The organism is Mesorhizobium sp. B2-3-13 (assembly GCF_006442195.1).
Classification (GTDB): Bacteria; Pseudomonadota; Alphaproteobacteria; order Rhizobiales; family Rhizobiaceae; genus Mesorhizobium; species Mesorhizobium salmacidum.
Map to the genome: position 1 here is coordinate 1 of NZ_VFVQ01000039.1, position 24,191 is coordinate 24,191.

At 63.4% G+C, this 24,191-nt stretch carries 27 protein-coding genes and 1 tRNA gene; 10 read left to right on the forward strand and 18 right to left on the reverse strand.

The window, feature by feature from the left end; all coding sequences use genetic code 11:
• Positions 1-97 precede the first annotated feature (97 nt).
• The 4 genes from FJ941_RS28120 to FJ941_RS28135 form a co-directional block, all read right to left on the reverse strand.
• Positions 98-1,573, reverse strand: coding sequence for a M81 family metallopeptidase (locus tag FJ941_RS28120; protein WP_140510778.1), 1,476 nt, complete (start codon positions 1,571-1,573; stop codon positions 98-100).
• A 72-nt stretch (positions 1,574-1,645) separates the two neighbouring features.
• Entirely contained in the window at positions 1,646-2,470 is an 825-nt protein-coding gene (locus FJ941_RS28125; protein ID WP_027144543.1) for a carbohydrate ABC transporter permease, read from the reverse strand.
• Positions 2,467-3,336, reverse strand: coding sequence for a sugar ABC transporter permease (locus FJ941_RS28130; protein ID WP_140510780.1), 870 nt, complete (start codon positions 3,334-3,336; stop codon positions 2,467-2,469). Before FJ941_RS28130 ends, FJ941_RS28125 begins: the two co-directional genes overlap by 4 nt.
• Positions 3,337-3,476: 140 nt before the next feature.
• Positions 3,477-4,703, reverse strand: a complete 1,227-nt coding sequence (locus tag FJ941_RS28135) for a sugar ABC transporter substrate-binding protein (RefSeq protein WP_027144545.1) — start codon at positions 4,701-4,703, stop codon at positions 3,477-3,479.
• 180 nt (positions 4,704-4,883) lie between these two features.
• On the opposite strand from FJ941_RS28135, the gene FJ941_RS28140 reads away from it, so the two are divergent.
• Genes FJ941_RS28140 through FJ941_RS28150 form a run of 3 tightly spaced genes read left to right on the forward strand, consistent with a single transcriptional unit; the run spans position 4,884 to position 7,625 of the window.
• The gene (locus tag FJ941_RS28140) at positions 4,884-5,654 is read left to right on the forward strand and encodes an SDR family oxidoreductase (protein ID WP_140510781.1); all 771 of its coding nucleotides are present in this window, start codon (positions 4,884-4,886) and stop codon (positions 5,652-5,654) included.
• Between the two features lie 2 nt (positions 5,655-5,656).
• A complete protein-coding gene (locus FJ941_RS28145) occupies positions 5,657-6,727 on the forward strand; it encodes an ABC transporter ATP-binding protein (RefSeq protein ID WP_027144547.1) in 1,071 nt (356 codons plus the stop codon).
• Between the two features lie 16 nt (positions 6,728-6,743).
• The gene (locus FJ941_RS28150; protein WP_027144548.1) at positions 6,744-7,625 is read left to right on the forward strand and encodes a MurR/RpiR family transcriptional regulator; all 882 of its coding nucleotides are present in this window, start codon (positions 6,744-6,746) and stop codon (positions 7,623-7,625) included.
• A gap of 7 nt (positions 7,626-7,632) precedes the next feature.
• Here FJ941_RS28150 and FJ941_RS28155 read toward each other — a convergent pair whose 3' ends face one another.
• Both FJ941_RS28155 and FJ941_RS28160 read right to left on the reverse strand, forming a co-directional pair.
• Entirely contained in the window at positions 7,633-7,956 is a 324-nt protein-coding gene (locus tag FJ941_RS28155) for a DUF167 domain-containing protein (protein ID WP_140510782.1), read from the reverse strand.
• A 7-nt stretch (positions 7,957-7,963) separates the two neighbouring features.
• Positions 7,964-8,257 carry a YggT family protein gene (locus FJ941_RS28160; protein WP_015315112.1) on the reverse strand — a complete coding sequence of 98 codons (294 nt, stop codon included), beginning with the start codon at positions 8,255-8,257 and terminating at the stop codon, positions 7,964-7,966.
• Between the two features lie 147 nt (positions 8,258-8,404).
• On the opposite strand from FJ941_RS28160, the gene FJ941_RS28165 reads away from it, so the two are divergent.
• The 5 genes from FJ941_RS28165 (at position 8,405) to FJ941_RS29585 (ending at position 10,640) form a co-directional block, all read left to right on the forward strand.
• Positions 8,405-8,480, forward strand: a tRNA-Ala gene (locus FJ941_RS28165).
• Between the two features lie 307 nt (positions 8,481-8,787).
• Positions 8,788-9,537, forward strand: coding sequence for a helix-turn-helix transcriptional regulator (locus FJ941_RS28170; RefSeq protein WP_140510783.1), 750 nt, complete (start codon positions 8,788-8,790; stop codon positions 9,535-9,537).
• Between the two features lie 244 nt (positions 9,538-9,781).
• Entirely contained in the window at positions 9,782-9,910 is a 129-nt protein-coding gene (locus FJ941_RS29715; RefSeq protein WP_281405580.1) for a hypothetical protein, read from the forward strand.
• Between the two features lie 44 nt (positions 9,911-9,954).
• Positions 9,955-10,206 carry a hypothetical protein gene (locus FJ941_RS28175; protein ID WP_140510785.1) on the forward strand — a complete coding sequence of 84 codons (252 nt, stop codon included), beginning with the start codon at positions 9,955-9,957 and terminating at the stop codon, positions 10,204-10,206.
• A gap of 239 nt (positions 10,207-10,445) precedes the next feature.
• Positions 10,446-10,640, forward strand: coding sequence for a hypothetical protein (locus FJ941_RS29585; RefSeq protein ID WP_246672897.1), 195 nt, complete (start codon positions 10,446-10,448; stop codon positions 10,638-10,640).
• A gap of 24 nt (positions 10,641-10,664) precedes the next feature.
• Here the strand turns inward: FJ941_RS29585 and FJ941_RS28185 are convergent, their stop codons facing one another.
• Genes FJ941_RS28185 through exbB form a run of 3 tightly spaced genes read right to left on the reverse strand, consistent with a single transcriptional unit; the run spans position 10,665 to position 13,027 of the window.
• Positions 10,665-11,609, reverse strand: coding sequence for an energy transducer TonB (locus FJ941_RS28185; RefSeq protein WP_140510787.1), 945 nt, complete (start codon positions 11,607-11,609; stop codon positions 10,665-10,667).
• On the reverse strand, positions 11,606-12,073 hold the full coding sequence (gene exbD, locus FJ941_RS28190) for a TonB system transport protein ExbD (protein ID WP_140510789.1): 468 nt from the start codon (positions 12,071-12,073) through the stop codon (positions 11,606-11,608). Before exbD ends, FJ941_RS28185 begins: the two co-directional genes overlap by 4 nt.
• 12 nt (positions 12,074-12,085) lie before the next feature.
• On the reverse strand, positions 12,086-13,027 hold the full coding sequence (gene exbB / locus FJ941_RS28195) for a tonB-system energizer ExbB (protein WP_140510812.1): 942 nt from the start codon (positions 13,025-13,027) through the stop codon (positions 12,086-12,088).
• A gap of 249 nt (positions 13,028-13,276) precedes the next feature.
• Here exbB and FJ941_RS28200 point away from each other — a divergent pair, with 249 nt between their 5' ends.
• A complete protein-coding gene (locus tag FJ941_RS28200) occupies positions 13,277-13,975 on the forward strand; it encodes a TetR/AcrR family transcriptional regulator C-terminal domain-containing protein (protein ID WP_140510791.1) in 699 nt (232 codons plus the stop codon).
• Here the strand turns inward: FJ941_RS28200 and FJ941_RS28205 are convergent.
• Both FJ941_RS28205 and FJ941_RS28210 read right to left on the reverse strand, forming a co-directional pair.
• Positions 13,926-14,876 carry an LLM class flavin-dependent oxidoreductase gene (locus FJ941_RS28205; protein ID WP_140510793.1) on the reverse strand — a complete coding sequence of 317 codons (951 nt, stop codon included), beginning with the start codon at positions 14,874-14,876 and terminating at the stop codon, positions 13,926-13,928. The two genes, FJ941_RS28200 and FJ941_RS28205, sit on opposite strands and share 50 nt — an antisense overlap.
• 132 nt (positions 14,877-15,008) lie before the next feature.
• Positions 15,009-15,164, reverse strand: coding sequence for a hypothetical protein (locus FJ941_RS28210; protein WP_140510795.1), 156 nt, complete (start codon positions 15,162-15,164; stop codon positions 15,009-15,011).
• Between the two features lie 265 nt (positions 15,165-15,429).
• Here FJ941_RS28210 and FJ941_RS28215 point away from each other — a divergent pair, with 265 nt between their 5' ends.
• Positions 15,430-16,197, forward strand: a complete 768-nt coding sequence (locus FJ941_RS28215) for an SDR family oxidoreductase (protein ID WP_140510796.1) — start codon at positions 15,430-15,432, stop codon at positions 16,195-16,197.
• Between the two features lie 95 nt (positions 16,198-16,292).
• On the opposite strand, the gene FJ941_RS28220 is transcribed toward FJ941_RS28215, so the two are convergent.
• The 7 genes from FJ941_RS28220 to FJ941_RS28250 all read right to left on the reverse strand — a co-directional run bounded on the left by FJ941_RS28220 (position 16,293) and on the right by FJ941_RS28250 (position 23,954).
• Positions 16,293-17,237 (reverse strand): ABC transporter permease, encoded by a 945-nt coding sequence (locus tag FJ941_RS28220; RefSeq protein WP_140510798.1) that lies wholly within the window; start codon positions 17,235-17,237, stop codon positions 16,293-16,295.
• Complete coding sequence (locus FJ941_RS28225) at positions 17,234-18,289, reverse strand: ABC transporter permease (RefSeq protein ID WP_140510800.1); 1,056 nt, start codon at positions 18,287-18,289, stop codon at positions 17,234-17,236. The genes FJ941_RS28220 and FJ941_RS28225 overlap by 4 nt, the downstream gene beginning before the upstream one ends.
• Positions 18,289-19,800, reverse strand: coding sequence for an ABC transporter ATP-binding protein (locus FJ941_RS28230; protein WP_140510802.1), 1,512 nt, complete (start codon positions 19,798-19,800; stop codon positions 18,289-18,291). Before FJ941_RS28230 ends, FJ941_RS28225 begins: the two co-directional genes overlap by 1 nt.
• 115 nt (positions 19,801-19,915) lie before the next feature.
• On the reverse strand, positions 19,916-20,947 hold the full coding sequence (locus FJ941_RS28235; RefSeq protein ID WP_140510804.1) for a BMP family protein: 1,032 nt from the start codon (positions 20,945-20,947) through the stop codon (positions 19,916-19,918).
• 151 nt (positions 20,948-21,098) lie between these two features.
• Complete coding sequence (gene pcaF / locus FJ941_RS28240) at positions 21,099-22,304, reverse strand: 3-oxoadipyl-CoA thiolase (protein WP_140510806.1); 1,206 nt, start codon at positions 22,302-22,304, stop codon at positions 21,099-21,101.
• A 1-nt stretch (position 22,305) separates the two neighbouring features.
• A complete protein-coding gene (locus FJ941_RS28245) occupies positions 22,306-23,100 on the reverse strand; it encodes a CoA-transferase subunit beta (RefSeq protein WP_140510808.1) in 795 nt (264 codons plus the stop codon).
• Positions 23,097-23,954 (reverse strand): CoA transferase subunit A, encoded by an 858-nt coding sequence (locus FJ941_RS28250; protein ID WP_140510810.1) that lies wholly within the window; start codon positions 23,952-23,954, stop codon positions 23,097-23,099. Before FJ941_RS28250 ends, FJ941_RS28245 begins: the two co-directional genes overlap by 4 nt.
• Positions 23,955-24,191: the final 237 nt, after the last annotated feature.

Sequence of the window (24,191 nt, forward strand, 5' to 3'; positions counted from 1 at the left end):
AAAGCCTCCAAAGCAACGAAAATGGCCGCCCTCAATCCTCACAACAAGCCTCCCGCAATATTGCGCAACGGGCCCCCTTGTGGGAGGAGGAAGAACCCTACACCGCCCAAGGATCAGCCACCCTTGGCCACACTGGCCGGCTCAGCTTCGTGTAATTCGTCGCCGCCGGATTGCTGGGATACGAACTCGGCGCCGCGACATAGATGATCTCGGCGGCGATCGGCTCGAAGCCGGCGTAGAAATGATTCGTTGATTTGATCAGCAGTAGGTCCTTCGTCAGCGGATCGACGCCGATGTTGGAAAAGACATCGGGCTCGAAGGTCTGCGTGCGATTGGTGTTCAGGATCACATCGACCTCGGTGCCTTCGATGCGCACCACCGCTGACGGTCCCAATGTCACGCGGCTCGGACCGAAACTCTGCCAGCCTTCGCCAACGGCCTTTAACACCGTCACGCGCGCATCGATCGGCTCGCCCGCCTGCGGCCCGGCCTTGCCGCCGAAGCGCAGGTCGATGACCGCGCCCTCGCCCGCCGCCTGGCAGAAAGTCACCGCGACCGGATCCCAGATCGTCGCCACGCCGACGCTTGTGATGCCCCGCGCCAGCAGTTCGCGAAGCACGATGGTGCCGTCGCCGGGAACGCCGCCACCGGGATTGTCCCAGATGTCGGCGATGAGCACGGGCTTGCCGGGATTTTCGGCACCAACGGCCAGCGCCCGATCGATGCCGTCGGCCGCACTCAGCATCGTCATCGCCGTCGTTTCGCGCATGGCATAGAGCTCGCGTCCCAGCCGCTCCGCCAGCGCATCGCCTTTGGCCTTGTCATCGTTGGTGACGACAAGGATGCGCGTGCCCATTTCGGGCACGTCCGCGGCCATGAAGCCATGGATGACCGAGACCGACAGCACGCCGTCCTTGCCGTGCAGCGCCTTGATGCGGTCGACGAAGGAGCGCATCGGTTCGCGGCTGGTCGGCAGCACCTGGATCATGCGGCAGTCGAAGGTCGAGATGACGGGTTTGATCTCGCCGCGCGCCGCGGCAAGTCCAAGTTCGACGACGTGCTCGCCGCGCTCGTAGAAATCGGTGTGCGGGAATTCGAGGAAGTAGGCCATGATGTCGGACGCCGCCACGCGCTTCGGGGTCAGATGGCTGTGCGGATCGAACTCGCAGGCGATCACCACGCCGGGCTCGACAATGCCGCGCACGCGCTCCAGCAGATCGCCCTCGCAATCATCATAACCCTGCGCCACCATGGCGCCATGCAGGCCCAAAATGACGGCATCGACCGGAAGTGCCGCCTTGAGCTGGCCGAGTATCTCGTCGCGCAGCGCTTCATAAGTCTGCCGCTGCACGAGACCGCCGGGCTCGGCCCAGGTCGCGGTGCCCTCGATCACGGTCAGCCCTTCCGCGGCCGCGCAACGGCGCAGCGCCACGATCGGCGAGGAACACAGGGTCGGCGTTTCCGGATGCTTGCCCGGCCCGGCATAGAACGCCATCTCGAACGAGGCCCGGTCGGTCGGCACCGGCGAGAAGGTGTTTGTTTCCGTCGCCAGCGAGGCGGTGAAGACGCGCATGAAAGCTCCGTAGACTTTTCGCAATTCCGGACGGAAAACCGCCGCGCACTTTTCCTGGACTTGCTGGGATCGCTACTTGACCGCCCCGAGCGCCAGCCCCCGAACGAGATAACGCTGCAGCCAGATGAACAGGATCGCTACCGGCAAAGTGGCCAGCAGCGTCGCGGCCATGACGTGATGCCATTCGATCGTGTAGCGGCCGGCGACCAACGAGAACACCTGGATCGGCAGCGTGTAGCTCTCCTGGCTGCGCAGCATGGTCAGCGCCACGACGAATTCGTTCCAGGCGTTGATGAAGGTGAAGATCGCCGTCACCGCGATCGCCGGCAGACAGAGCGGCAGAAACACTTTGCGCAGCGTCAGCCAGCGGCCGGCGCCTTCCATCCAGGCCGCCTCCTCGAGGTCACGCGGAATGGTGTCGAAATAGCTCTGCAGCATCCAGACCGTGAAGGCGACGTTGAAGGCCATGTAGATGAAGCCGAGCGCGGTGGTCGATTCGACCAGCCCCCAGGCGGCCATCAGCCGGAACAGGCCGAGCACCAGCACGATCGGCGAGATCATCTGCGAGATCAGCAGGAACTGACGGAAGGCGCCGTAACCGGCAAAGCGAAAGCGCGACATCGCGTAAGCCGCCGGCACCGAGATCAAGATGGCGCCGAGGGTGGCGATCACCGAGACATAGAGTGAATTGGCCAGCGCCTGGCCGAAGCCGGTCGCCACCCACATGTCGGAAAAATTCGACCAGCGGAACTCGCTCGGCCACCATGTGGGTGTCAGCACCTCGGTCCGTGGCTTGACCGCCGTCAGGAACATCACCGCGAAGGGAAAGATCGTCACCACGATCAAGGGCGCCAGCAACAGCCAGGCGATGACGGTGCGCTTCAGCTTGCCAGTCATGCGCGCTGCTCCCGCATCGCGAGGCGCACATAGATCATGGTGAAGATCAGCAATATGGCGAACATCACCAGCGACACCGCCGAAGCCTCGCCGAGTTTGCCGATGCGGAACGCGAGCTTGTAGAGATGGGTGACCAGGATGTCGGTCGAGTTGGCCGGCCCGCCCTGCGTCATCACCCAGATGATCGGGAACGAGTTGAAGACGTAGATGGTGTTGAGCACGATGGCGATGTTGATGAACGGCTTCAGCAGCGGAAAAGTGATCTCGCGGAACTGCTGCAGCGGCGTTGCACCTTCCAGTGCGGCCGCCTCGTAGAGATCGTCCGGGATCGACGACAGGCCGCCGAGGAAGATCGTGGTGGTGAACGGCACCGTCACCAAGATGCCGATCAGAACCTGCATCGGAAAGGCGGTTCCGGCCTGTGCCAGCCACTGGATGTTGTGGTCGATCAGGCCAAGCCCGATCAGCGCCGAATTCAGCATGCCGCTTTCGCCGCTCAGTGCCCAGCGCCAGACCACCGCCGTCATGGTCAGCGACACCGCCCAGGGCAGCATGATGATGACACGGGCAAGGCCCCGGCCATAGAAATCGGTGTTGAGGATCATCGCCACCGGGATCGAGAGCAGCAGCGCGCCGCCGACCACCAGCACGGTCCACAGCCCGGTGCGCCAGAGTGCGGCGACAAAATCGGGATCGGCGGTCAGCGCGGCGAAATTGGCAAGGCCGCTGAACTCGCGCAACTGACCGAAGCGATTGACGTCATGTGTCGCGATCTGGATCAGGTCCCAGACCGGCCAGAAGATGACCACCGCCGCCAGGAACAGGCTGGGCAAGGTCAGGAGATAGGGCAGGAAGCGATTTTGCATCGGCTTGGGTTGAGTCCCGGTGCGCTGGATCTGAGTTTCTGCTTATGCGAATTTCGGATCCGCTGCACCCGGCAGGAAGTCAAAAATGTGGCGCGCCCCGCCTGAGTCGGGGGCGCGCCACGGGCGCAGGGAGATACGCCCTATTTCTTCAGCACCGCATTGGCCTTGGCCGCGGCGTCCTTCAAGCCTGCCTCGGGATCGCCGCCGAGATAGATCTTCTGCATGGCATCCGAGGTGATCTGGGCAACTTCTTCCCAGCCCGGGATGACTGGCGCGAAACGGGCATCCGGAAGCAGGGCGGTGAAGGCGGCGAGATCGGCGTTGTTGACGTAATAATCCATCTTGGCCTCTTCCTTGTTCACCGGGAGGAAGCCTTCGCCTTGCGTGAACTTGGCGCGCTGCTCCGTGGTGAACAGGAAGTCCATCAGCTTCCAAGCCTCGTCCTTGTTCTTGGAGTTCTTGAACATGATCATGGAGTCGGTGACGCCATAGGTGCCGCGCGCGCCGGTCGGACCGGCCGGAATGGCGGCCACGCCGTATTTGAGGCTCGGCGCCTCCTCCTTGATCTGGTTGGACAGGAAGGGCGCCGTGATCATCATGCCGACCTTGCCCTGCTTGAACAGGTTCTGCACGTCCTCGCGGTTGTTGGAGGTGACGCCGGGCTCGGTCAGCCCCTCGTCGATCATCGACTTGTAGAGCTTGGCGGCTTCGAGCGCGCCCGGCGTGCCGAGGCCCGACGTGCCGTCCTTGTTGAGGATCTCGGTGCCCTGCGACCACATCGCGTAATAGTAATAGACGTCGGTCTCGATCTCCTTGCCCTGCAGGCCGAAACCGAAGGCACCCTGCGCCTTGATCTTGCGCGCATCCTCCTGCAGTTCGGTCCAGGTTGCCGGCGGCTTGGCGATGCCGGCCTTCTCGAACAGCTCCTTGTTGTAATACATGGCGCGCGCCGAAGCGGCGATCGGCAGGCCGTAGGTCTTGCCGCCCATGATCGAGGGCGACAGGAAGGTGTCGATGAAGCGGCCCTTGAATTCGGGCGTGATATAGCTGTCGAGCGGCTCTGCGACATCCTGCTGGACGAAATCGATCAGCCAGCGCGTGCCTATGATGGAGAGATCCGCATTGGTGCCGGCGGTTATGTCGGTGGTCAGCTTCTGCAAGAGCACATCCCACGGCACCACCTCGAACTTGACCGTGATGCCGGGGTTCTTCGCCTCGAACTCCTTCTTGACCTGCTCGAAGTAGGGGCCGGTCTTGGCGCTGTATTCAGCGACGGTAACCCGCACTTCGCCGGCCTCTGCCTGCGCCGCGAAGGCCAGCATGCCCATTCCGGCCATCAGGCCAGCCGTCCATTTTGCAAGGTTCATCCGATCTCTCCCATTTGTTCGCGCATTCGCGCTCCTTGTGCCGGTGCTGACACAAGATTTATGTGACTTTCCTACATTATCGATGAATTCGCCGCATGCAAGCGGATTAATATGTTGCTTAATTACATCGCGTTCTTTAGCCTCCCGGCATCTGCCCGACCTGCGGGAGGAGCAAGCGCCGTGGTTTCGAGAGCCGAATTCGAAGGCAGGACCGTCATAGTCACCGGCGCCGGTGGTGGCCTTGGCTCGGCGATCGTCGCATTGCTGGCCGACAGGGGCGCGCGGGTGGTCGGCTGCGACCAGTCGCAAGAGGCGCTGGCGAGCCCGCACCTTGCCTCGCGCCATGTCTTCGACCTTCTCGACCGGGCCTCGATCGAAGCCACGATCGCCGCCGTGCTTGAAAAGGACGGCGTCCCCGACATCCTGATCAACAATGCCGGCTGGACCCGCGCCGAGACGCTTGATGCGCTGACGGCGGACAGGATCGAGCACGAACTCGACCTCAACCTGACCGGCGTGATGATGTTCGCCGATCCCATTGCCAAGGCGATGGCCGCGCGCGGTTCGGGCAGCGTCGTCTTCATTTCCTCCGTCAACGCCATCGCGCATTTCGGCAACCCCGCCTATGCCGCCGCAAAGGCCGGCATCAACGCATATTCCAAATCGATCGCCGTCGAGCTCGGCCGCCGCGGCGTGCGCGCCAATGTGGTTTGCCCCGGATCGATCCGCACCGCCGCCTGGGACCATCGCCTTGCCAAGGACCCTAAGATCTTGGGCAAGCTGCAGCGGCTCTATCCGCTCGGCCGCATCGTCAACGCCTCGGAAGTCGCCGAAGCGGTAGCTTTCCTTGCTTCCGACCGGGCCTCGGGCGTAACAGGCGTGGTGATGCCCGTGGATGCGGGATTGACCGCCGGCTGCCTGCCGTTCATCGACGACATATTGGGAGCGTGACCATGACCGACGTCGAGTTTCGCAACCTGTCGAAATCCTTTGGCCAGCACAAGATCCTCGAGGACATCAGCCTCGACATCAAGAGCGGCGAGTTCGTGGTGCTGGTCGGCCCGTCCGGCTGCGGCAAATCGACCTTGCTGCGCATGCTAGCAGGATTGGAGACCATCAGTTCCGGCGATCTCCTGATCGGCGGCACGCGCGCCAACGACCTGCCGCCGCAGCAGCGCAACATCGCCATGGTGTTCCAGTCCTATGCGCTGTTTCCGCACCTGAAGGCCTCGGACAATATCGGCTTCGGCCCGAAAATCCGGGGCGAGAACCGCACGGCCATCGACCAGAAGGTCAAGAAGGCGTCCGGCGTCCTCAACCTGTTCTCCTATCTCGACCGGTATCCCCGCCAGCTCTCAGGCGGTCAACGCCAGCGCGTCGCCATGGGGCGCGCCATCGTGCGCGAACCCTCGGTGTTCCTGTTCGACGAGCCGCTCAGCAATCTCGACGCACAGTTGCGCGTGCAGATGCGCACCGAGATCAAGGCGCTGCACCAACGGCTGAAATCGACCATCGTCTACGTCACCCACGACCAGATCGAGGCCATGACTATGGCCGACCGCATCGTGGTGATGGACCGCGGCAGGATCCAGCAGGTCGGGGCACCGCTGGAGCTCTATGACCGGCCGGCCAACAAGTTCGTCGCCGGCTTCCTCGGCTCGCCGTCGATGAGTTTTGTGTCCGGGGCTCTCAAGACGACGCCCGAGAAAACCTGGTTCGAGTCGGTCGGCGGCGGGCGGCTTGCGCTCGCCGGCAAGCCGGTGCCGGCAGGCAGTGCGGTGGAGGCGGGCATCCGGCCCGAGCATTTCATCGTCGGTGAAGCCACCGGCACCATGACGCTCAAGGTTGACGTCGTCGAGCCGACTGGTTCCGAAACCCATGTCTACGGTGCCATCGGCACTGATACGGTACGCGCCGTGTTCCGCGACCGGCTGCCGGTCCGGCCAGGCGACCTGCTGCCGGTCTCCGTCGATCCCGGCAACATCCATCTGTTCGACACGGCGACGGGCCTGCCTCTGAGATGACGACGGAAACTCGGATATGAAGACGCCTGCCGACATCATCACCCGGCTGCAGCTGATGTCGCAGGACGGCACCAAATCGGATCGCCGATTGGCAAGTCTTGTCCTGTCCGACCTCGACTTCGCCTCGAAGGCCGCGATCTCCGAGATTGCCGCGCGCGTCGGCGTCAGTGAGCCGACGGTGACCCGTTTTTGCCGCAATCTCGGCTGCGAGGGCCTGCGCGACTTCAAGTTCCATCTGGCGCAGGCCATTGCCATCGGCGGCCAGTATCTGTCGCCGGAGCCGCTGAGCCGCGACGCCCGCGAGCAGCGCATTGCGTCGGCCATCACCGAAGCGGCTGTCACAGCCATCCAGCGCGCCAGCGAGAATCTCGACATGACGACGCTGGTCGATGTCGCCGCGCGCCTTGCTGCGTCAGGCAATGTGCTGTGCATCGGTTCGGGTGGCATTTCCTCGATGATGGCGACCGAAATGCAGAACCGGCTGTTCAGGCTCGGCCTGCCGGTTCTGGCGCAGATCGACGGGCAACTGCAGCGCATGTACGCCGCCGTCGCCACGCCGGACACCACCGTGGTCGCCTTCTCGGTCTCCGGCTATGCCCGCTCGGTCATCGAGGCGGTGCAGGTCGCCCAGCAATATGGCGCCGCCACGGTGGCCGTCACCGCGCCCGACTCCGCACTGGCCAAGGCCGCCGACACGGTCATCCACCTGCAGCCGCTCGAGGACGGCAACATCTACAAGCCGACATCGTCGCGCTACGCGCTGCTGGCGATCGTCGACATGATCGTGACATCGGTCGCCGAGACGCGCGGCCCGAAGGTGCTGGAGAACCTGCGTCGCATCAAGCAGAGCGTGAACACGCTGAAGGTCGACGATCCGCGTTTGCCGCTGGGCGATTGATTGAACTTCAGGCAGAGGATTGATCGCAGAGCGCTTCGACACGTCTTGCCAGCGCAGCCGGTTCGCCAACAATGCGCAGTGTCTTGAGCCGGGCCGTGCCGCCTGCAACGACCGAAACGGCCGAAGCCGGCACGCCCAGCGCCTTGGCGACCAGCTTCTCCAGCGCTTGATTGGCGGCGCCGTTTTCCGGCACGGCGCGGACCCGCGCCTTCACGTGACTTCGTCCGTCCGCCGATGTCTCGACACTTTCGAGCCTGTCCACCGAAGACTTTGGCGTCAACCGGACAAACAGCTCGATGCCGTTCTCGCTAATGCGGTACGGCGCGCTCATGCGATCTTCAGGCCAGCAGCAGCGGCGCCACCGTGGTGAGAATGAACTGCCTGAGGAAGAACAGGATCAGCAGCAGGATGATCGGCGAGATGTCGATGCCACCAAGGTCGGGCATGAAGCGCCGGATCGGCCGCAGCGCCGGCTCGGTCAGCCGGTAGAGCATGTTGCCGATGCTGCCGACGAACTGGTTGCGCGAGTTGACGACGTTGAATGCATAGAGCCAGGAAAAGATCGCCGAGGCGATGATGACCCACCAATAGAGGTCGAGCGCCATGACGATGGTTTGAATGAGGGCGAGCATGCCGGTCTCCAATTGTTGCCGACATGTAGCCATTACACGCCAAACCGGCAAGGGCAGGTTCCGCCATGCGACCTGCGGTCGGGTTTTCGGTGATACGCCGCCTTGACAGGAAACCGCGTCCCCCGATAAATGCGCCATCCGCTGGACGGGGCTGTAGCTCAGCTGGGAGAGCGCGTCGTTCGCAATGACGAGGTCAGGAGTTCGATCCTCCTCAGCTCCACCAGCGGAATAATCGATTGTCCGCCTTTCCCGAGCGGTAACGCCCAAGCATCATGCGATACCACGGCGTCAATGCCCCCAAAAATGGCCAGATGCGATTTCGCGTTCCCAAGGCGAAATGGTTGTCAATTGGACTTATGGCGATGGCCTCTGTCCGGTAGACGCTATTTTTTTTGGAAGCCGCCCCATTAGACTGGCGTTCTCAAATCAGTTTTTTCTGTGTGTTGTGACAAGGCGTTTCGGCAGGGGCGACCGAAGGCGCTATACGGATTCCGACTCGAAATGAAGAAGCCGCCCGCGGAAGCAAAAAAGTGTCCATTCGCGAGAATCTCGCTGCAAATCTCAGGCGGCTCTGCAAGGACCATGCTTCCGTCAGCGCGGTGTGCCGCGAGCTGGGCATCAACCGCACGCAGTTCGAGCGTTACCTGCAGGGGCAGACCGTTCCCAACAAGACCACCGCCAAGCTGATCTGCGACTACTTCCGCGTCGATGAACCCGAACTGTACCGAGACCCCGGCACGCCTGAGCTCTCGGCTCCCGGCCTGCCGCCGATTTCCGAAAGCCTGTTCACCCAGATGATCCGCCCGCCCGCTCCGTCGATCGCGAGCGGCACCTATTTCACCTATTTTTCGATTCCGAACCGCGCCGACCTCCTGATGCGCTCGGTGACCTTCGTGCGTCGCGAGGCCGAATTGGTCACATTCCGCAGGGTTACCGGATGGTCGGAGCGCCGCGGCTCGACATGGGCGCGGGCGCGCGGCAACCACTATGGCGTGGCGATCTCGCGTCTCAACTGGATCTATTTCAGCGGCGTCAACCGCCGCCAGACAGGCGAGCCGTCGCTGATCTCGGTGCAATGGGCGCCTATCTCCGAACCGGTACTGACAGGCAAGGCCATGCTTCTGACCGAAACCGGACCGGCATTCGTGTCGGTCATCATGCGGCAGGACATGTCCAATATCCCGCCCAGGCGTGCGATCCGCATGGCGCACGTCATCAGGCTCGATGATCCCGGTATCGATCAGCTCGTCGTCAGCCTCGCCCGGGATGGACTGGGCTAGCCACTTGCTTACGCTAAATAAGAGTAAGAATATCCCGAAAAAGCGTATGCCAGCGATTGCCTACTCCATATTTGAGTAAAATCGATTTTTTAGACTTTCCTGTCAAGAAAGACATTTTAGATCATATTTGATTTACTACAATTTTAACAAAGGATTAACTCCTCGGACCATACCTTTCTTCTCGTGGATCCCTTTTGGGGATCCTTCAACAGATCCCATTGGGGGGGTCGGGAAAGGGACGAAAATGGCCAAGAAAGTCAACAATGCCCCGAAGCTGACGGTTGCCGCTGGCACGCAGACCGCCTTCTTCTCACAGGGCATGCACTACGGCGGCTTGGTCGATCAATTAGCCGACTTAACATGTCCAATGTAGCCAATACCCCTTCCCAGAGTTCCATCCGATGACAGGAGCAGCACGTGTCAAATCATTCCTTACGTCAGTCAGAGCTCGATAGTCTCCAATATATCGCGACGATGACCAATGAGCTGGTGCAGATGGCCGAAGCAAGCCGTTTTCCCATGATCTCCTATCTGCTCGGCATGGCCTATGCCGAGGCCTTCGACGTCTTGCGCGGCGCACGGCCGGCCAGACATGCGCAGCTCAGCGGCAACCCTATGCACCCCAAGGCACACGCGAAAGGCAACCACGCTCAACCAAGGACAGCGTAGCGCGGTGCTGCAAAACTTGCTGCCGCTGCTGGAAAAGATCGCCGCGGACCTCGGCCTGATCGCCGGCAGCCCGCGACACGGACATTCATGAGCACAGATTTGAGGGGACCAGCAAATGAACATGATCGCGACCATCAGGAGCGCCGACGCCGGCGAAAGCATCTCGGCTGAAGGCCCTGATCGCCAGCCGGACGGCCTCGCCGGATGCTGCCCGCTTCGAGGCCCGGCAGCTGATTTCCATGGCAATGGCCGATACCTGGCAGGCCGACAGCCTCTGGGGCGCGGCGGATGCCTTTCACGTCCATTTCGACTTCATGATGCAGACCATCGACATCAATGGCGTCGGCGATCCCAACCTTTGGAATCCTGCGCACCAAATGCCGTTCTACCTGGAACAGGTCGAGGCGCTCTGCCAATCGATGAGCCGGCGATAGACACCGTTCAATTCCTGGCGGCTGCTAGTCCCGCAAACTGAACACAAATGGCGCCGTACGGCTGACGCGCGAGCCTAGTTCCGACGGCGGCGCCGGCACGGTGGCGCCCTGCAGCACCGCAAGCGCGGCACGGTCGAGTTCGGCATCGCCGGACGAACGGACCACGTGCGCCGATATCACCCGGCCTGAGGCATCCACGGTGAAGGCCACATTGGCATTGCCCTGCGCGCGTCGGGATTTCGCGGCACTCGGGTAGCGCTTGTGGCGGTTGATCCACGCCGTCAGCCGCGATTCCCATTTGACTGGGCTGACACCCGAAATCCCGGCCGCCGATTTCGGCGTCGCTGCCTTGGCGGCGGGCTTGATCTCGGCGTTTGCGGCACTTGCCGTCTTCGGCGGTTCCGCCTTTTGCTTCTTCGGCTTTGGCTTGGGCATGTCGACAGACCTTTTGACCTTGGCTTCGGCCGGTTCCTTTTCCTTGCGCCGCTCCGTCGGCTTTGCCTGCGGCAGCGGAACGACAATCTCCGGCGCGACGGTCTCGACGATATCGGGGACGACCTCCTCCAGCGGCGGCTGGTCGACTGGTTCGACTTTCGTCATCTCCGTTGACTCGTCCGGCGGCACCGTCTCCGGCTCGGCAGTAGGCTCCGCTTGCTCGGTCACCTTGTCGGGTTCGGCTTTGGTGATCTTTTTGGTCTCTTCAACCGGCTCGGTCTGGTCGGGAATGGCCGCACCGAGCATCGCGGCCTGTTCAGGTAACGCCGGCGTCACCATCATCGGCGCCATTTCGATCATCAGGGCTGGCGGCGGTCCGCCATCCGGCAGGTCGGCTGGACTGAAATTCTGCACGGCATAGGCGACCGCGACGTGCGCCCCAAGCATCAGCACGGCCGCACATGCCCACAGGCCAAGATCGCGCCAGCCGAAGCGCGACAGGACCATCGTGGCCGAGGCGGCGGAGCATGTCATGGGGCAGCCGTCGCGCCTGGCACCGGTGCGGCGGCATCACTGGCGGGAGCGGCCTCCAGGCCGACCAGGGCGACCTTCAGATAGCCGGCTGCACGCAGCAGGTTCATCGCCTCCATCAGGTCGCCATAGGCGACCGCCTTGTCGGCGCGCAGGAAGATGCGCGTCTGCTTGGCGCCCTTGGTGCGGCTGTCGAGTGTGGCGGCAAAAGCCGGGCGCGGCACGGTGTCATTGCCGATCGAGAGCGTGAGATCATCCTTCAATGTGAGGAAAAGCGGGGTCTCCGGCCGCGGCGCCGGTGTCGCGGTCGACCCGGGCAGGTCGACATTGACATCCACCGTCGCCAGCGATGCCGCGACCATGAAGATGATCAGGAGCACCAGGATAACATCGATGAACGGCGTGACATTGATCTCGTGGCTCTCCTCGAGGTCGTCATCCATGGTCTGGCGGATCCGGCTGCCCATGGTCTTGCGCCGCTACTCGGCCGCCACCGCCGTCGCGGGTGCGACGTAGCGGAAATCGAGGTCCCGGCTGACCAGCCGTTCGACGCCCGCCGAGGCATCGGCCAGGATTTGCCGGTAGCCGGCTATGGAGCGGGCGAAGACGTTGTAGATCACCACCGCCGGAATCGCCGCGACCAGACCCATCGCCGTGGCCAGCAGCGCCTCGGCGATGCCTGGCGCGACCACGGCGAGATTGGTGGTCTGCGCCTGCGAAATGCCGATGAAGGCGTTCATGATGCCCCAGACGGTGCCGAACAGGCCGACGAAAGGCGCGGTGGAACCGATCGTCGCCAGCAGGCCGGTGCCGCGCGACATGCGCCGCGACGCCGCCGCCTCGATGCGCAACAGGCGCGAACTGACCCGTTCTTTCAGGCCGTCTCCCCCGACATGGTCGAGCGCACCGGCCGAAAGCGCGGTCTCTTCCGCCGCCGCCCGCACCAGGAGCGCGCCGGGGCCGCCACCGCGGTCGAGCGCGCGGCTCGCCTGCTTCAATGTCGCGGCATCGCCGATCGCGCGAACCGCGCGGCGGATGCGCAGCTTGCCGCCGAAAATCTCCAGCGATTTGGCCAGCCATATCGTCCAGGTTACGAGCGACGCGATGGCCAGTCCGATCATCACCGCCTTCACGATGATGTCGGCGGCCATGAACATGCCCCATGGCGACAGGTCGTGCGGCAGGTTCAGCTCCATCGCCCCCGCAGATGCCGCCGGCAGCGGGAGCGCCGGCGTCACGGGTGCGGCAGCCGCCGGCGCGGCAGGTGCCGGTGCGGCTGGAGCAGCTTGTGCCGCTTCGGTCGATGCGGCAGGTGCCTCAGCTGCTGGAGCAGCGCCGGCCGGTTGCTCCTGGGCCATCGCGCCGGTCGCCGCCAGGATCACCGATGCGACAAATGCCACCAACAAACCATGTCTCAACACGAGCTTCTTCCTTGTCCTTACAGCGGCCCCGGTCATGGCATTTCTCCAGCGCGGCCGCCGCATTCCAATCCCGGCTGCGCCAGGCAAGGTGCCCGGCTGACTATGAAACATGAACTTATTAGTCAACATTAAAGATGACAGCAATGCTCAACAATTTGGGAATGCGCCGCAAAATCCCTGAAACGCTACGGCGCCGGTGGTCTGCGATATCCGCCCCGGGCTATGCGATGACAGGCATCCAGTGTCGCCGTGTGCGGCGCCCGGAGCAAACGGCCCCGACGGACGGAATTCCAGCCCGCGCCGGAGCCGCGCGGTGAACCGCACCTCTCGCTGGAACGCCCTCTCTCCTTGGAACGCATTGTCGCCACTGCGGTGGAACTGCTGGAAGCACGGGGGATCGACGGATTGACGATGCGTCGACTGGCTGATCGCCTCGGCTCGGGCGTGTTGAGCCTATATTGGCACGTCGACAACAAGGACGGCGTCTTCGATCTGGCGCTCGATTCCGTGCTCGAATATCGCGGATTGCCGCAAATAAATGCCGCTGAGGACTGGCGAGTGGAAATTGTCCATATGCTCGAAGACTGGCGGGCCGGCATGCTGCGCCATCCCTGGTCGGTACCGCTGTTGTCGAGCCGGGCGCTTGGACCGAACATTCTCAGCCGCCTGGAATTGCTCGGCAGGACTTTGTCCCGAGCCGGCGTGGCGGACAAGGATTTGAACGTGGCGATCTGGTCGCTATGGAACTATGTGATGGGCGCCACCATAACCCGGACGAGTTTCGACCTCGCGGACAGCGACAAGGCCGCCACGCAGCAGCACCACGCACATCCGGGCGAACGTTATCCCACGATCCAACGCTCTCGCCTGCTGTTCGACGACGATTGGGTCGGCACCTTCAGGAAGGGCCTCGATTTGCTGCTTGCGGGCCTCGCTCCCGGGAGATGAACCTGCCTAGCTGTGGCGCATCGGCCTCCCGGCGCGCCAGGGAGTTGCGCAGCAGCGCCAGTGTTTCCCGGCCAACTGTCGCGATCTCGTGTGGCGTGTCGACGCCGACGACCATGAACTCATCGATGCCGAGAGCCGCATAGGCAAGCAACGACAGCGCGACCTGGGCCGGTGGCCCGGAGAGGTCGACCGCCTTGTGGCCGGCGGCGGAAACACCTTGGTGGATCCTGACCGGAAGCGCGAAGCGCAGTTTGCCGGCACGGCCATATTCGGCTGCGGCGCCACGCGCCCGCTCCATCAATTGCCTGATATCGTCGATCGAGCCTGGCGCCAGCTCGAAGAGATCGGCATGCCGGCCGGCCACCCTCAGCACCGTTCCGGATTGCCCGCCCATGCGGATCACGAGGTCGGCGCCATGCGGACCCTTGCGCGGCACGTAACCGCCCTTGATGCTGTAAAACGCGCCTTCGTGATCGAAGGGCCGGTCGTTCGACCACAGCCGCTTCAACAGGACCAGATATTCGTCGATGCGCTGCCAGACGACGCCATGGCCGACCGGCCGTGTCTCGGCATCGTCATCGTTCAGCGGCTCGCTGATCATCCTGAGCGCCAGCCGTCCGCCGCTCTCCCTGTCGATGGACGCCAGCTGGCGGGCAGCCACCGTCGGGTCGATCACCCCGGCCCAATGAGTGAGCACCACTTCCAGCGAAGCGGTGCGGTTGAGCACCTGGGACGCAAGATCCATGTTGGTCAGCAGCCCGGCCGAATCGTCGACGACGATCTTCTGGAAACCGCCGTCCTCGATCAGCCCGAGCTTCGTCGCGGTCTCGGCGAAGTCATAGAAAAAAGGAACCGCCGCGTCGGCGGTCTTGCCGGGAATATGGGTGAATTCGATCGGCATTGTCATCTCCTCCATCTCTGGAATCACTGATGCTGTGAAATGCGGCCCTCAGGTGCGCGAAAGCGCTCCGGGATCCGGTTCATTCAACTCCGATTGCCTGAAAGCTGTGGGGCAACAGCCCCTGTCGATCCCTTAGGGAATAAGGCCCAGCACGACTGCCCCGGTGAACACGAACGCAAGGGCAAAGACGAGATAGGCGAAAGCGCCGGCATAGGCCGGGCGAAAGCCCTGGGCATTGGCCAGCTTCTGGCCGTTGCTGTCGGTCTGGGCGTTCTGGATATAGGACATATCGACCTCCGTCTCGCCGGTTAGTCTATAAAACTTGTAGACTTTGTCGATTGCTATTTTTGTGTCATGGGCAAAATTATTTTCTGATTGATCGCCGAAAATTGGTACGAAATTGCTGTGGAGACATATCCAGGCGATGAAGTGATACGGTATGGCGGCATCGCTTCACGCGCCTGTTTCCTGCATTGGCCACTCGATGCAGGAGGGATAGCATCGCTGCCAGTTGCAACATGAAATCATCCAAAGGGACGTTGGGAGCAGAAAAATGGGCGAAAGACTGGGCGGCAAGGTCGCCATCATTTCGGGCGGCGCGACGGGAATGGGCGGCGCGGCTTCGGAACTGTTTGCCGCCGAAGGCGCCAAGGTCGCGATCATCGACCGCAACGGTGAAGCAGCTGCTGCAACCGCGGCCGCGATACGCGCGCGGGGACACATAGCCGAACACTGGGTGGCCGACGTCTCTGATGAGGCCCAGGTCGAAGCTGCGGTTACAGGGGCGACCGAAAAACTCGGGCCCGTCACCGTGCTGTTCAATCATGCCGGCACCATCGTGATAAAGCCGTTCCTGGAGACGACGCTGCAGGAATGGGATTGGCTGCACGCCGTCAATGTGCGCTCGATGTTCCTGATGACACGCGCCGTGCTGCCCGGCATGATCGCCGCCGGCGGTGGATCGATCGTCTGCACCTCGTCGATCTCGGCGGTGGCGGCGACGCCGAATGAAGTGCTCTACGACACCACCAAGGGCGCCTGCCACATGTTCGCGCGCGCCATCGCGGTGGAGTTCCGTGACCACAACATCCGTTGCAACGCGGTCTGTCCCGGCTTCATCAGAACGCCGCACGGCCTGCGCGAGGTCGCCGATCTTGGCAGGCTCGGCGTCGATGTCTCGGACGCCGCACTTGCCGCGCAGCAGGGCCGCATCGGCGAGCCGGAGGAAGTGGCGAAGGCAGCGCTTTACCTGGCGAGCGACGAGTCCAGTTTCGTCAACGGCACGCATCTGTTCGTGGATAACGGCTTTACCGCGATGTGACGCATTCGGGCTTTGGGTCTTCGACCCAGGGACAGCTTGGCGCCTTCCTCTACCCGTCGATCGGGGGAGAGGAAAGGATGCCAAGTCCTGTTCGCTTACCGCTCTTCCCGCCGAAACGGCTTCAGCAGTGCCGAGGGTGCCACCGCGTTGCGCGACATGACCACCATCGCGATGATGGTAAAGATGAACGGCAGCATCAGGAACGCCTCGTAGGGGATATGCCCCAAACCGCTCGCCTGCATGCGGAGTTGCAAGGCATCGACGAAGGCGAACAGCAGCGCGGCCCCTGCCGAGCGCCACGGGTCCCAGCGGCCGAACACGACCAGCGCGATCGCCACCCAGCCGCGCCCGGAGACGACACCAAAGGTGAAGGCATTGAATTGCGCCATCGACAGGAAGGCGCCGGCGAGCCCCATCAGGGCGCCGCCGAGAATGACGGCCTGGAAACGCGTGGCAATGACGCTGACGCCGGCCGAATCGGCGGCACGCGGGTTTTCACCGACCATGCGCACCGACAGGCCCCAGGGTGTGCGGTAGAGCACGAAGGCGGCGAGCGGGATGGCAATGATCGCCATATAGACCAGCGCGAACTGGTTGAACACCGCAGGTCCCAGCACTGGAATATCTGAGAGGACCGGGATCGGCAGCGTCTGAAAACCCTTGATGCTCGGCGGCACCGATTGCTGGCCGAAGATCAGCCGGTAGAGGAAATAGGCAAGGCCCGACGAGAACAGCGTGACGCCGATGCCGCAGACATGCTGGCTGAGGCCGAGCGCCACCGTGAACAGCGCATGCAGCGCGCCCATCAGCATGCCGGTCAGCACCGCCACCAGCACGCCGAGCCACAGGCTCCCACTGAGGCTGGTGGCGGTGAAGCCGGTCATCGCGCAGAGCAGCATGATGCCTTCGATGCCGAGATTGAGCACGCCGGCCCGTTCGGAGAACATTTCGCCGAGCGTGGCAAAGGCCAGCGGCGTGGCGATGCGGATGATGGCGGCGAGAAAGCCGACCTGAAAAATCTGTTCGAACACCGCGCTCATCCGAAGGCTCCGACGCGGCGGATGCGATAGGCGGTGAACAGCAGCGCCACCAGCATGGCGAGCAGCGCCGTGCCCTGGATGACGTCGCTGAGGAAGGCCGGCACGCCGGTCGCCCGCGACATCGCCTCGGCACCGGTCATCACGGCGGCCAGAAAAATCGCCGCAGGCACGACGCCGAGCGGGTTGAGCCGAGCCAGCATGGCGACGACGATGCCGGAATAGCCGTAGCCCGGCGAGATGTCGCTCATCACCTGGAAGTGCACGCCGCCGACCTCGCCGACGCCGGCAAGACCAGCCAGCGCGCCCGACAGCAGCGCCGTCGAGATCAGCACTCGCTCGACATGGATGCCGCCATATCTGGCCGCTTCCGGGTTTTCGCCGGTAACCCTGATCCGGAAGCCGAGCGTCGTGCGCACGATCAGGAACCAGATCAATGGGGCCGCGACCAGCGCCGCGACGACACCGAGATGCAGCCGCGTGCCTTCGATCAACACCGGAAAGTTCGCCGAATCCTCGATCGGCGGCGAGATAGGGTAGCCGCTGAAGCTGTCCTTCCACGGCCCTTCGATCAGCGCCATCAAGGCGTAGTAGATGACCGAGTTGAGCAACAAGGAGCTCACCACATCATCGACCTTGAATTTTACGCGCAGCGTCGCCGGCACCAGCGCGACCGCGGCACCCGCAGCCGCACCCGCCAGCACCATCAGCAGCATGGCGAGCGGCCCCGGCATGGGGATGGCGCCAACAAAACAGCTCGCCACCGCACCGGCAAGCAATTGCCCCTCGGCGCCGATGTTCCAGAATTTGGCACGGAAGGCGACAGCCACCGCCAGCCCGGTGAAGATCATCGGTGCGGCGCGCACCAGCGTTTCGGTGATGGCATAACTGTCGCCGAGCGAAGCGGTGAACATAACCCCGTAGGATTCGAGCACGCCCGCGCCGGCCAGCGCGATCAGGCCGCTGCATAGGACAAGCGTGGCGGCAATCGCCAGCAGCGGCAAGGCCAAATTGAACCAGGCAGGTGTCGAGGTGCGGACTTCGAGGCGGAACATCAGCCGTGCCCCTCCGCGCCGGTCATCAGCAGGCCGAGCCGCGCGACGGTCGCGTCGGCGTTGTCCAGCGTGCCGGCGATGCGGCCTTCATACATCACCGCGATGCGGTCGCAGAGCACCAGCAGTTCTTCCAGATCCTCGCCGATGACGATGATGCCGCAACCCTTGGCGCGCATGTCGAGGAATTTTTCGTGGATGAAACGGGCGGCGCCAATGTCGAGGCCACGCGTCGGCTGCGACACGATCAACACCTTTGGGTCGAAGGCAAGCTCGCGCGCCAGCAGTGCCTTCTGCAGATTGCCGCCGGACAGCGCGCCGGCGCGCGTCATCGGCCCGGGACATCTGATATCATAGGCCTTGATCTGTTCTTCGGCGAAAGCGCGGATCGCATCCGGCTTGAGCAGCCCCCTGGCGGAGAAGGCCGATGTGCCGATGCGCGGCAGCACCATGGAATCGGCGAGCGGCAGATTGGTGACCAGCCCCGTCGTCATGCGATCTTCCGGGATGCGGCCAAGGCCCAGCGCCTGCACCTCGCGCGGCGAGAACCGCGATACGGTCTCGCCGGCGATGGTCATCCGGCCGGCATCGGGCGCGCGCACGCCCGAGATGACCTCCGCCAGTGCCCGCTGGCCATTGCCGGAGACGCCGGCAATGCCGAGGATTTCGCCGGCACGAACCGCAAGCGACACATCGCGCAGCGCCGTGCCGGAATGCCGCCAGGTTGAAATGCCGTCGAGCGTCAGCACACCGGCGCCGGGCAGCGACGGCCCCCTCGCCGGCGGCACGATCTCATGGCCGCACATCAATTGCGCCATCGCCGCCGACGTCGTGTTGGCAGGATCGTCGACACGGCCGGCGACGCGGCCATACCGCAGTACGGTGCAGCGATGGGTGAGCGCCCGCACCTCATTGAGCTTGTGCGAGATGAAGATGATGCCGAGCCCTTGCGCCGCCATAGACCGTAACGCCGAAAACAAACCCTCGACCTCGCTCGGCGCCAGCACTGCAGTCGGTTCGTCGAGAATCAAGAGCCTGGCGCCGCGAAACAGCGCCTTGACGATTTCCAGCCGCTGCTGCTCGCCGACCGACAGCGCGGAGACCGGCAGGTCGGGATCAAGCGTCAGCCCGTGCTGGCTGCTGATTTCAGCAAGCCGGGCCAGCCCGCCGGCGCGATCGATCCGCCCCGACTTGCCCGGAATACCGATGAGCAGGTTTTCCAGCACCGTCAGCCGTGGCGCCAGATGGAAATGCTGGTGCACCATGCCGATGCCGGCGGCCAGCGCATCGGCCGAGCTCGTGATCCGTACCGGCCGGCCCTGGATCAGGATCTCGCCGGCATCCGGCGCGTAAGCGCCGAACAGCACGTTCATCAATGTCGTCTTGCCGGCGCCGTTCTCGCCGAGCAGACCGAGGATTTCGCCCGGCGCCACGCTGAGATCCACGGCCTCGTTCGCCTTGAGGGCGCCGAAGGTCTTGGTGATGCCGCGCATTTCGATGAGGGGGGCGGACAAGGGCGCTCCTGAGAGGAATTGGCTTACCATGGCAGCTTTGATTGACAGGGATGCGCTGCACCCCCCTCTGGCATGCCGGACGAGGGGCGCCACGCACCGCCCCTCGAACCAACCCTCAATCCGAAACCGGCGTGTTCTCGTCCACGTCCACCCGGAAATTGCCTTCCAGGATCTCGGCCTTCTTCTTCTCGACCAGATCCTTGATCTCGGCGGGCAAGGTCTTGTCGAACTTGTGGAAGGGTGCCAGATACGAGCCGCCCTTGGCCATGCGCGAGAAATCGCCGTAATCCTGCGCCGTGTAGACGCCGGCCTTGACCAGTTTGATCGCCTGCTCGACCGTCGGGTACATGTCCCAGACCGGGCCGGTGATGACCGTATCGGGACCGAGGCTCGACTGGTCGGACATGTTGGAGATGGCGAAGATCTTCTTCTCCACCGCCGCCTCGATGACGCCGAAGCGTTCTGCATAGATGACATCGACGCCGGCATCGATCTGCGCCACCGCGGCCTCCTTGGCCTTCGGCGGATCGAAGAAGGAGCCGATGAAGGCGACTTTCTTCTTGACGTTGGGATTGACCTCCTTGGCCCCGGCAAAGAAGGCGTTGACCAGCCGGTTCACTTCCGGGATGCCCATCGCCGCCACCGCGCCGACCGTGCCCGACTTCGACATCTTGCCGGCGATCATGCCCGAGAGATAAGCCGGCTCATGGATCCAGTTGTCAAACACGCCGAAATTGGGTTCGGCCGGCCCGGCGCCCGAGCCGAACAGCCAGGCGGTCTTTGGAAACTGCTTGGCGGTGCGGCGCGATTCACGCTCGGCGGCGAAGGCATCGCCCAGCACCAGCTGGTAGCCGCCTTGCGCATATTCGCGCATGACGCGGCTGAAGTCGGCCGTCTGCACCTTCTCGGACCATTTGTATTCGATACCGAGTTCCTTCTCGGCCTTCTGCAAGGCGACGTGGATCTGGTTGTCCCAAGGCTCCTCGATCGGAGTGGCGAAGATCGCCGCCACCTTCAGTTTTTTGTCCGCCGCGAAGGCCGCACCAGGCAGCATCGCCGCCGCCAGGCCAAGAGCGCCCAGCTCCAGCACGTTGCGCCGCGACAGTCCTTCGCGCGTCGAATGGGATTTGTTCTTCCGGTTTTCCATTGAAGTGCCCCTCTGTTCGACAGCCGTGTCGAGCCGGCTGTTCCAAAAATCAGACGGGGAACTATGGAACGGGTCAGCACTTTTGTCCACATGGTCAAATTTGGCGAAGCGCCGAATCTGACCATGGTCTTGTCGAGCCGAGAACCGACGATCAGGCCCGTTCGAGCGCGACGGCAATGCCCTGGCCGACCCCGATGCACATGGTGGCCAGCGCGTAGCGGCCACCGCGTTCGCGCAGCTCAAGTGCGGCCGTCCCTGAGATGCGGGCGCCCGACATGCCCAGGGGATGGCCAAGTGCGATGGCGCCGCCATTTGGGTTGACGTGCGGCGCATCCTCGGCAATGCCGAGCTGGCGCAGCACAGCGATGCCTTGTGAGGCGAAGGCTTCGTTGAGTTCTATGACATCGAACTGTTTTGGCGTCAGGCCAAGCCGCGCGCACAGCTTCTGCGTCGCCGGCGCCGGGCCGACGCCCATGATACGCGGCGCGACCCCGGCGGCGGCCCCACCAAGGATACGGGCGATCGGCGTCAGCTCGTATTTCCTGACAGCCGCTTCCGAGGCAACGATCAGTGCCGCCGCGCCGTCATTGACGCCCGACGCATTGCCCGCCGTCACCGTGCCGCCTTGCCGGAACGGCGTCGGCAATTTGGACAATGTCTCGACCGTGGTGCCGGCGCGGGGGTGTTCATCCTTCGAGACCACGACCGGATCGCCCTTGCGCTGTGGAATCGCCACCGGGGTGATCTCCTTCGCCAGCCGGCCATTGGCTTGGGCCGCGACCGCCTTGTCCTGGCTGCGCACGGCAAAGGCGTCCTGGTCCGCACGGGAAACAGCGAAGTCTTCCGCTACATTCTCGCCGGTTTCCGGCATGGAATCGACGCCATACTGCTTCTTCATCAGCGGGTTGACGAAGCGCCAGCCGATAGTGGTGTCGTAAATCTCGGCATTGCGCGAGAAGGCAGCGTCGGCCTTGGGCATGACGAAGGGCGCACGGCTCATCGATTCCACGCCGCCTGCGATCATCAGCTCCGCCTCGCCGGCCTTGATGGCACGCGCGGCGATGGTCAGCGCGTCCATGCCCGAGCCGCACAGCCGGTTGACGGTCGAGCCGGGGACTTCCTGGGGCAGTCCTGCCAAAAGCAGCGCCATGCGCGCCACGTTGCGGTTGTCCTCACCGGCCTGGTTGGCGCAGCCATAGACGACGTCGTCGACCGCCTGCCAATCGATGCCGGGATTGCGCTCAAGCAAAGCCTTCAGCGGGATGGCGCCAAGATCGTCGGCACGCACCCAAGATAGCGAACCGCCGAAGCGACCGATCGGCGTGCGGATGTAGTCGCAGATATAGGCCTCGGCCATGTCAGGCAGCCTTCCCTTTTCCGGTTCCTTCATGCGCCGCCTTGGTGCGGGCCTGCAGGTCGCGCAATGTCTTGAGTTCGAGTTCGCTTGGCGCCGGTGTTTCGTCAAGCGCCTCGGCGAACTTAACCACCCAGCCACAGCTCTCCTGCACTTGCTTGCGGGTGACCCCGGGATGCAGCGAAACAACGGTGAATTCCTTGGTCACCGGATCCGGCTTCCAGATGGCGAGATCGGTGATCAGCAATGTCGGGCCCGATGTGTCGATGCCCAGCCGCTGGCGGTGGTCGCCGCCTTCGCCATGGCCAAAGGAAGTGAAGAAGTCGATTTTTTCGACCATGCCGCGCTTGGTCTGCGCCATGGTTATGTAGATCTCCTTCGACGATGTCGCGATCTCCGGTGCGCCGCCGCCACCGGGCAGACGCGTCTTGGGATGGAAATAGTCGCCGATGACGGTGGTGTTGATGTTGCCGAACTTGTCGAGCTGAGCGGCACCGAGGAAACCTATGGAAATGCGGCCGCCCTGCAACCAGTAGCGGAACATCTCCGGCACGGCGACGGTGGTGACGGCGGTCTCGCACAATTCGCCATCGCCGATCGACAGCGGCAGCACGTCGGGCGCGGTGCCGATCGTGCCGCTCTCGTAGATCAGCGTTATGTCAGGCGCATGCGTCAGCCGCGCGACGTTGCAGGCGGCCGACGGCGCGCCGATGCCGACGAAACAGACATCGTCGTTCTTCAACGCACGGCTGGCGGCGATCGTCATCATCTCGTTGGGGGTAAAGGCGAGCTGGCTCATGCCGCTTTCCTCAGATGTTCGACGCGGGCCGCGAAATCATCGGTGGTTCTTTCGATGACGTTCGCCTGCATCCAGGCCTGGAATTTCTCGCGGTCAGCGGCGATCTCATCCCATTCGAGATAGGCGGCGTTGTCCCTGACATAGTAACCATGTGCGTAGGACGGATGCGCGCCGCCGGGCACGGCCGAGATCGCCGCGATCGTCCAGTGCGGCAGCACGGTCAAATTGGGGTGCAGGTCGTCGAAATTGTCGACGACTTCCTCCACCGTGACCACGGCGCGCCTCGCCGCCAGCACGGCTTCCTTCTGGATGCCGATGATGCCCTCGACCAGCACATTGCCTTTCCTGTCGGCCTTCTGCGCATGGATGAAGGTGACGTCGGGCCGGATCGAAGGCACCGCCGCCAGCACCTCGCCGGTGAACGGACAGGTGACCGACCTGATGTTGGGATTGACGTCAGCCAACCCGGCGCCGCGATAGCCGCGAAACACGGCACAGGGCAGGCCGGCCGCGCCCGCTTCATAGGCGTTGGCCATCCCGGCATGGCTGTGTTCCTCGATCTCGATCAACCGGGGGAAACCGTTCTCGATCGCATCGCGGGCGCGCCGCAGCAGGCCGACGCCGGGGTTGCCGACATAGGAGAAGACGATTTTTCTCGCCATGCCCATGCCGATCATCTGGTCGTAGATCAGGTCGGGCGTCATGCGGATCAGGGTCAAGTCGCGAAACCCCTGGCGGATCGCCTCGTGCGCTGCCGCCATCGGGATCAGATGGGTGAAGCCTTCGAAGGCAACCGTGTCGCCATTGCTGAGGTTCTCGGCCACGGCCTGTTTGAGCGGCAGGAACTTGACCATCGCAGCGGCCCTCAGGATTCAACAAAGTTCGCATTGCGAACAAAAGTACCGTATGTGATATTTTCTAGCAGGATTTCTTTGTGGTCTGAGAAGCCTGTTGAACTTTCCAAGTCGGTGAGTCAGCGCCCCCCTCTGCCCTGCCGGGCATCTCCCCCACTTGGAGGCCTTTGCACGGGAGCCGATATTTGGCGCACGTGATGCATGGGCGTTTTTTGAAAGGCGATCGGGCCGCCTTGG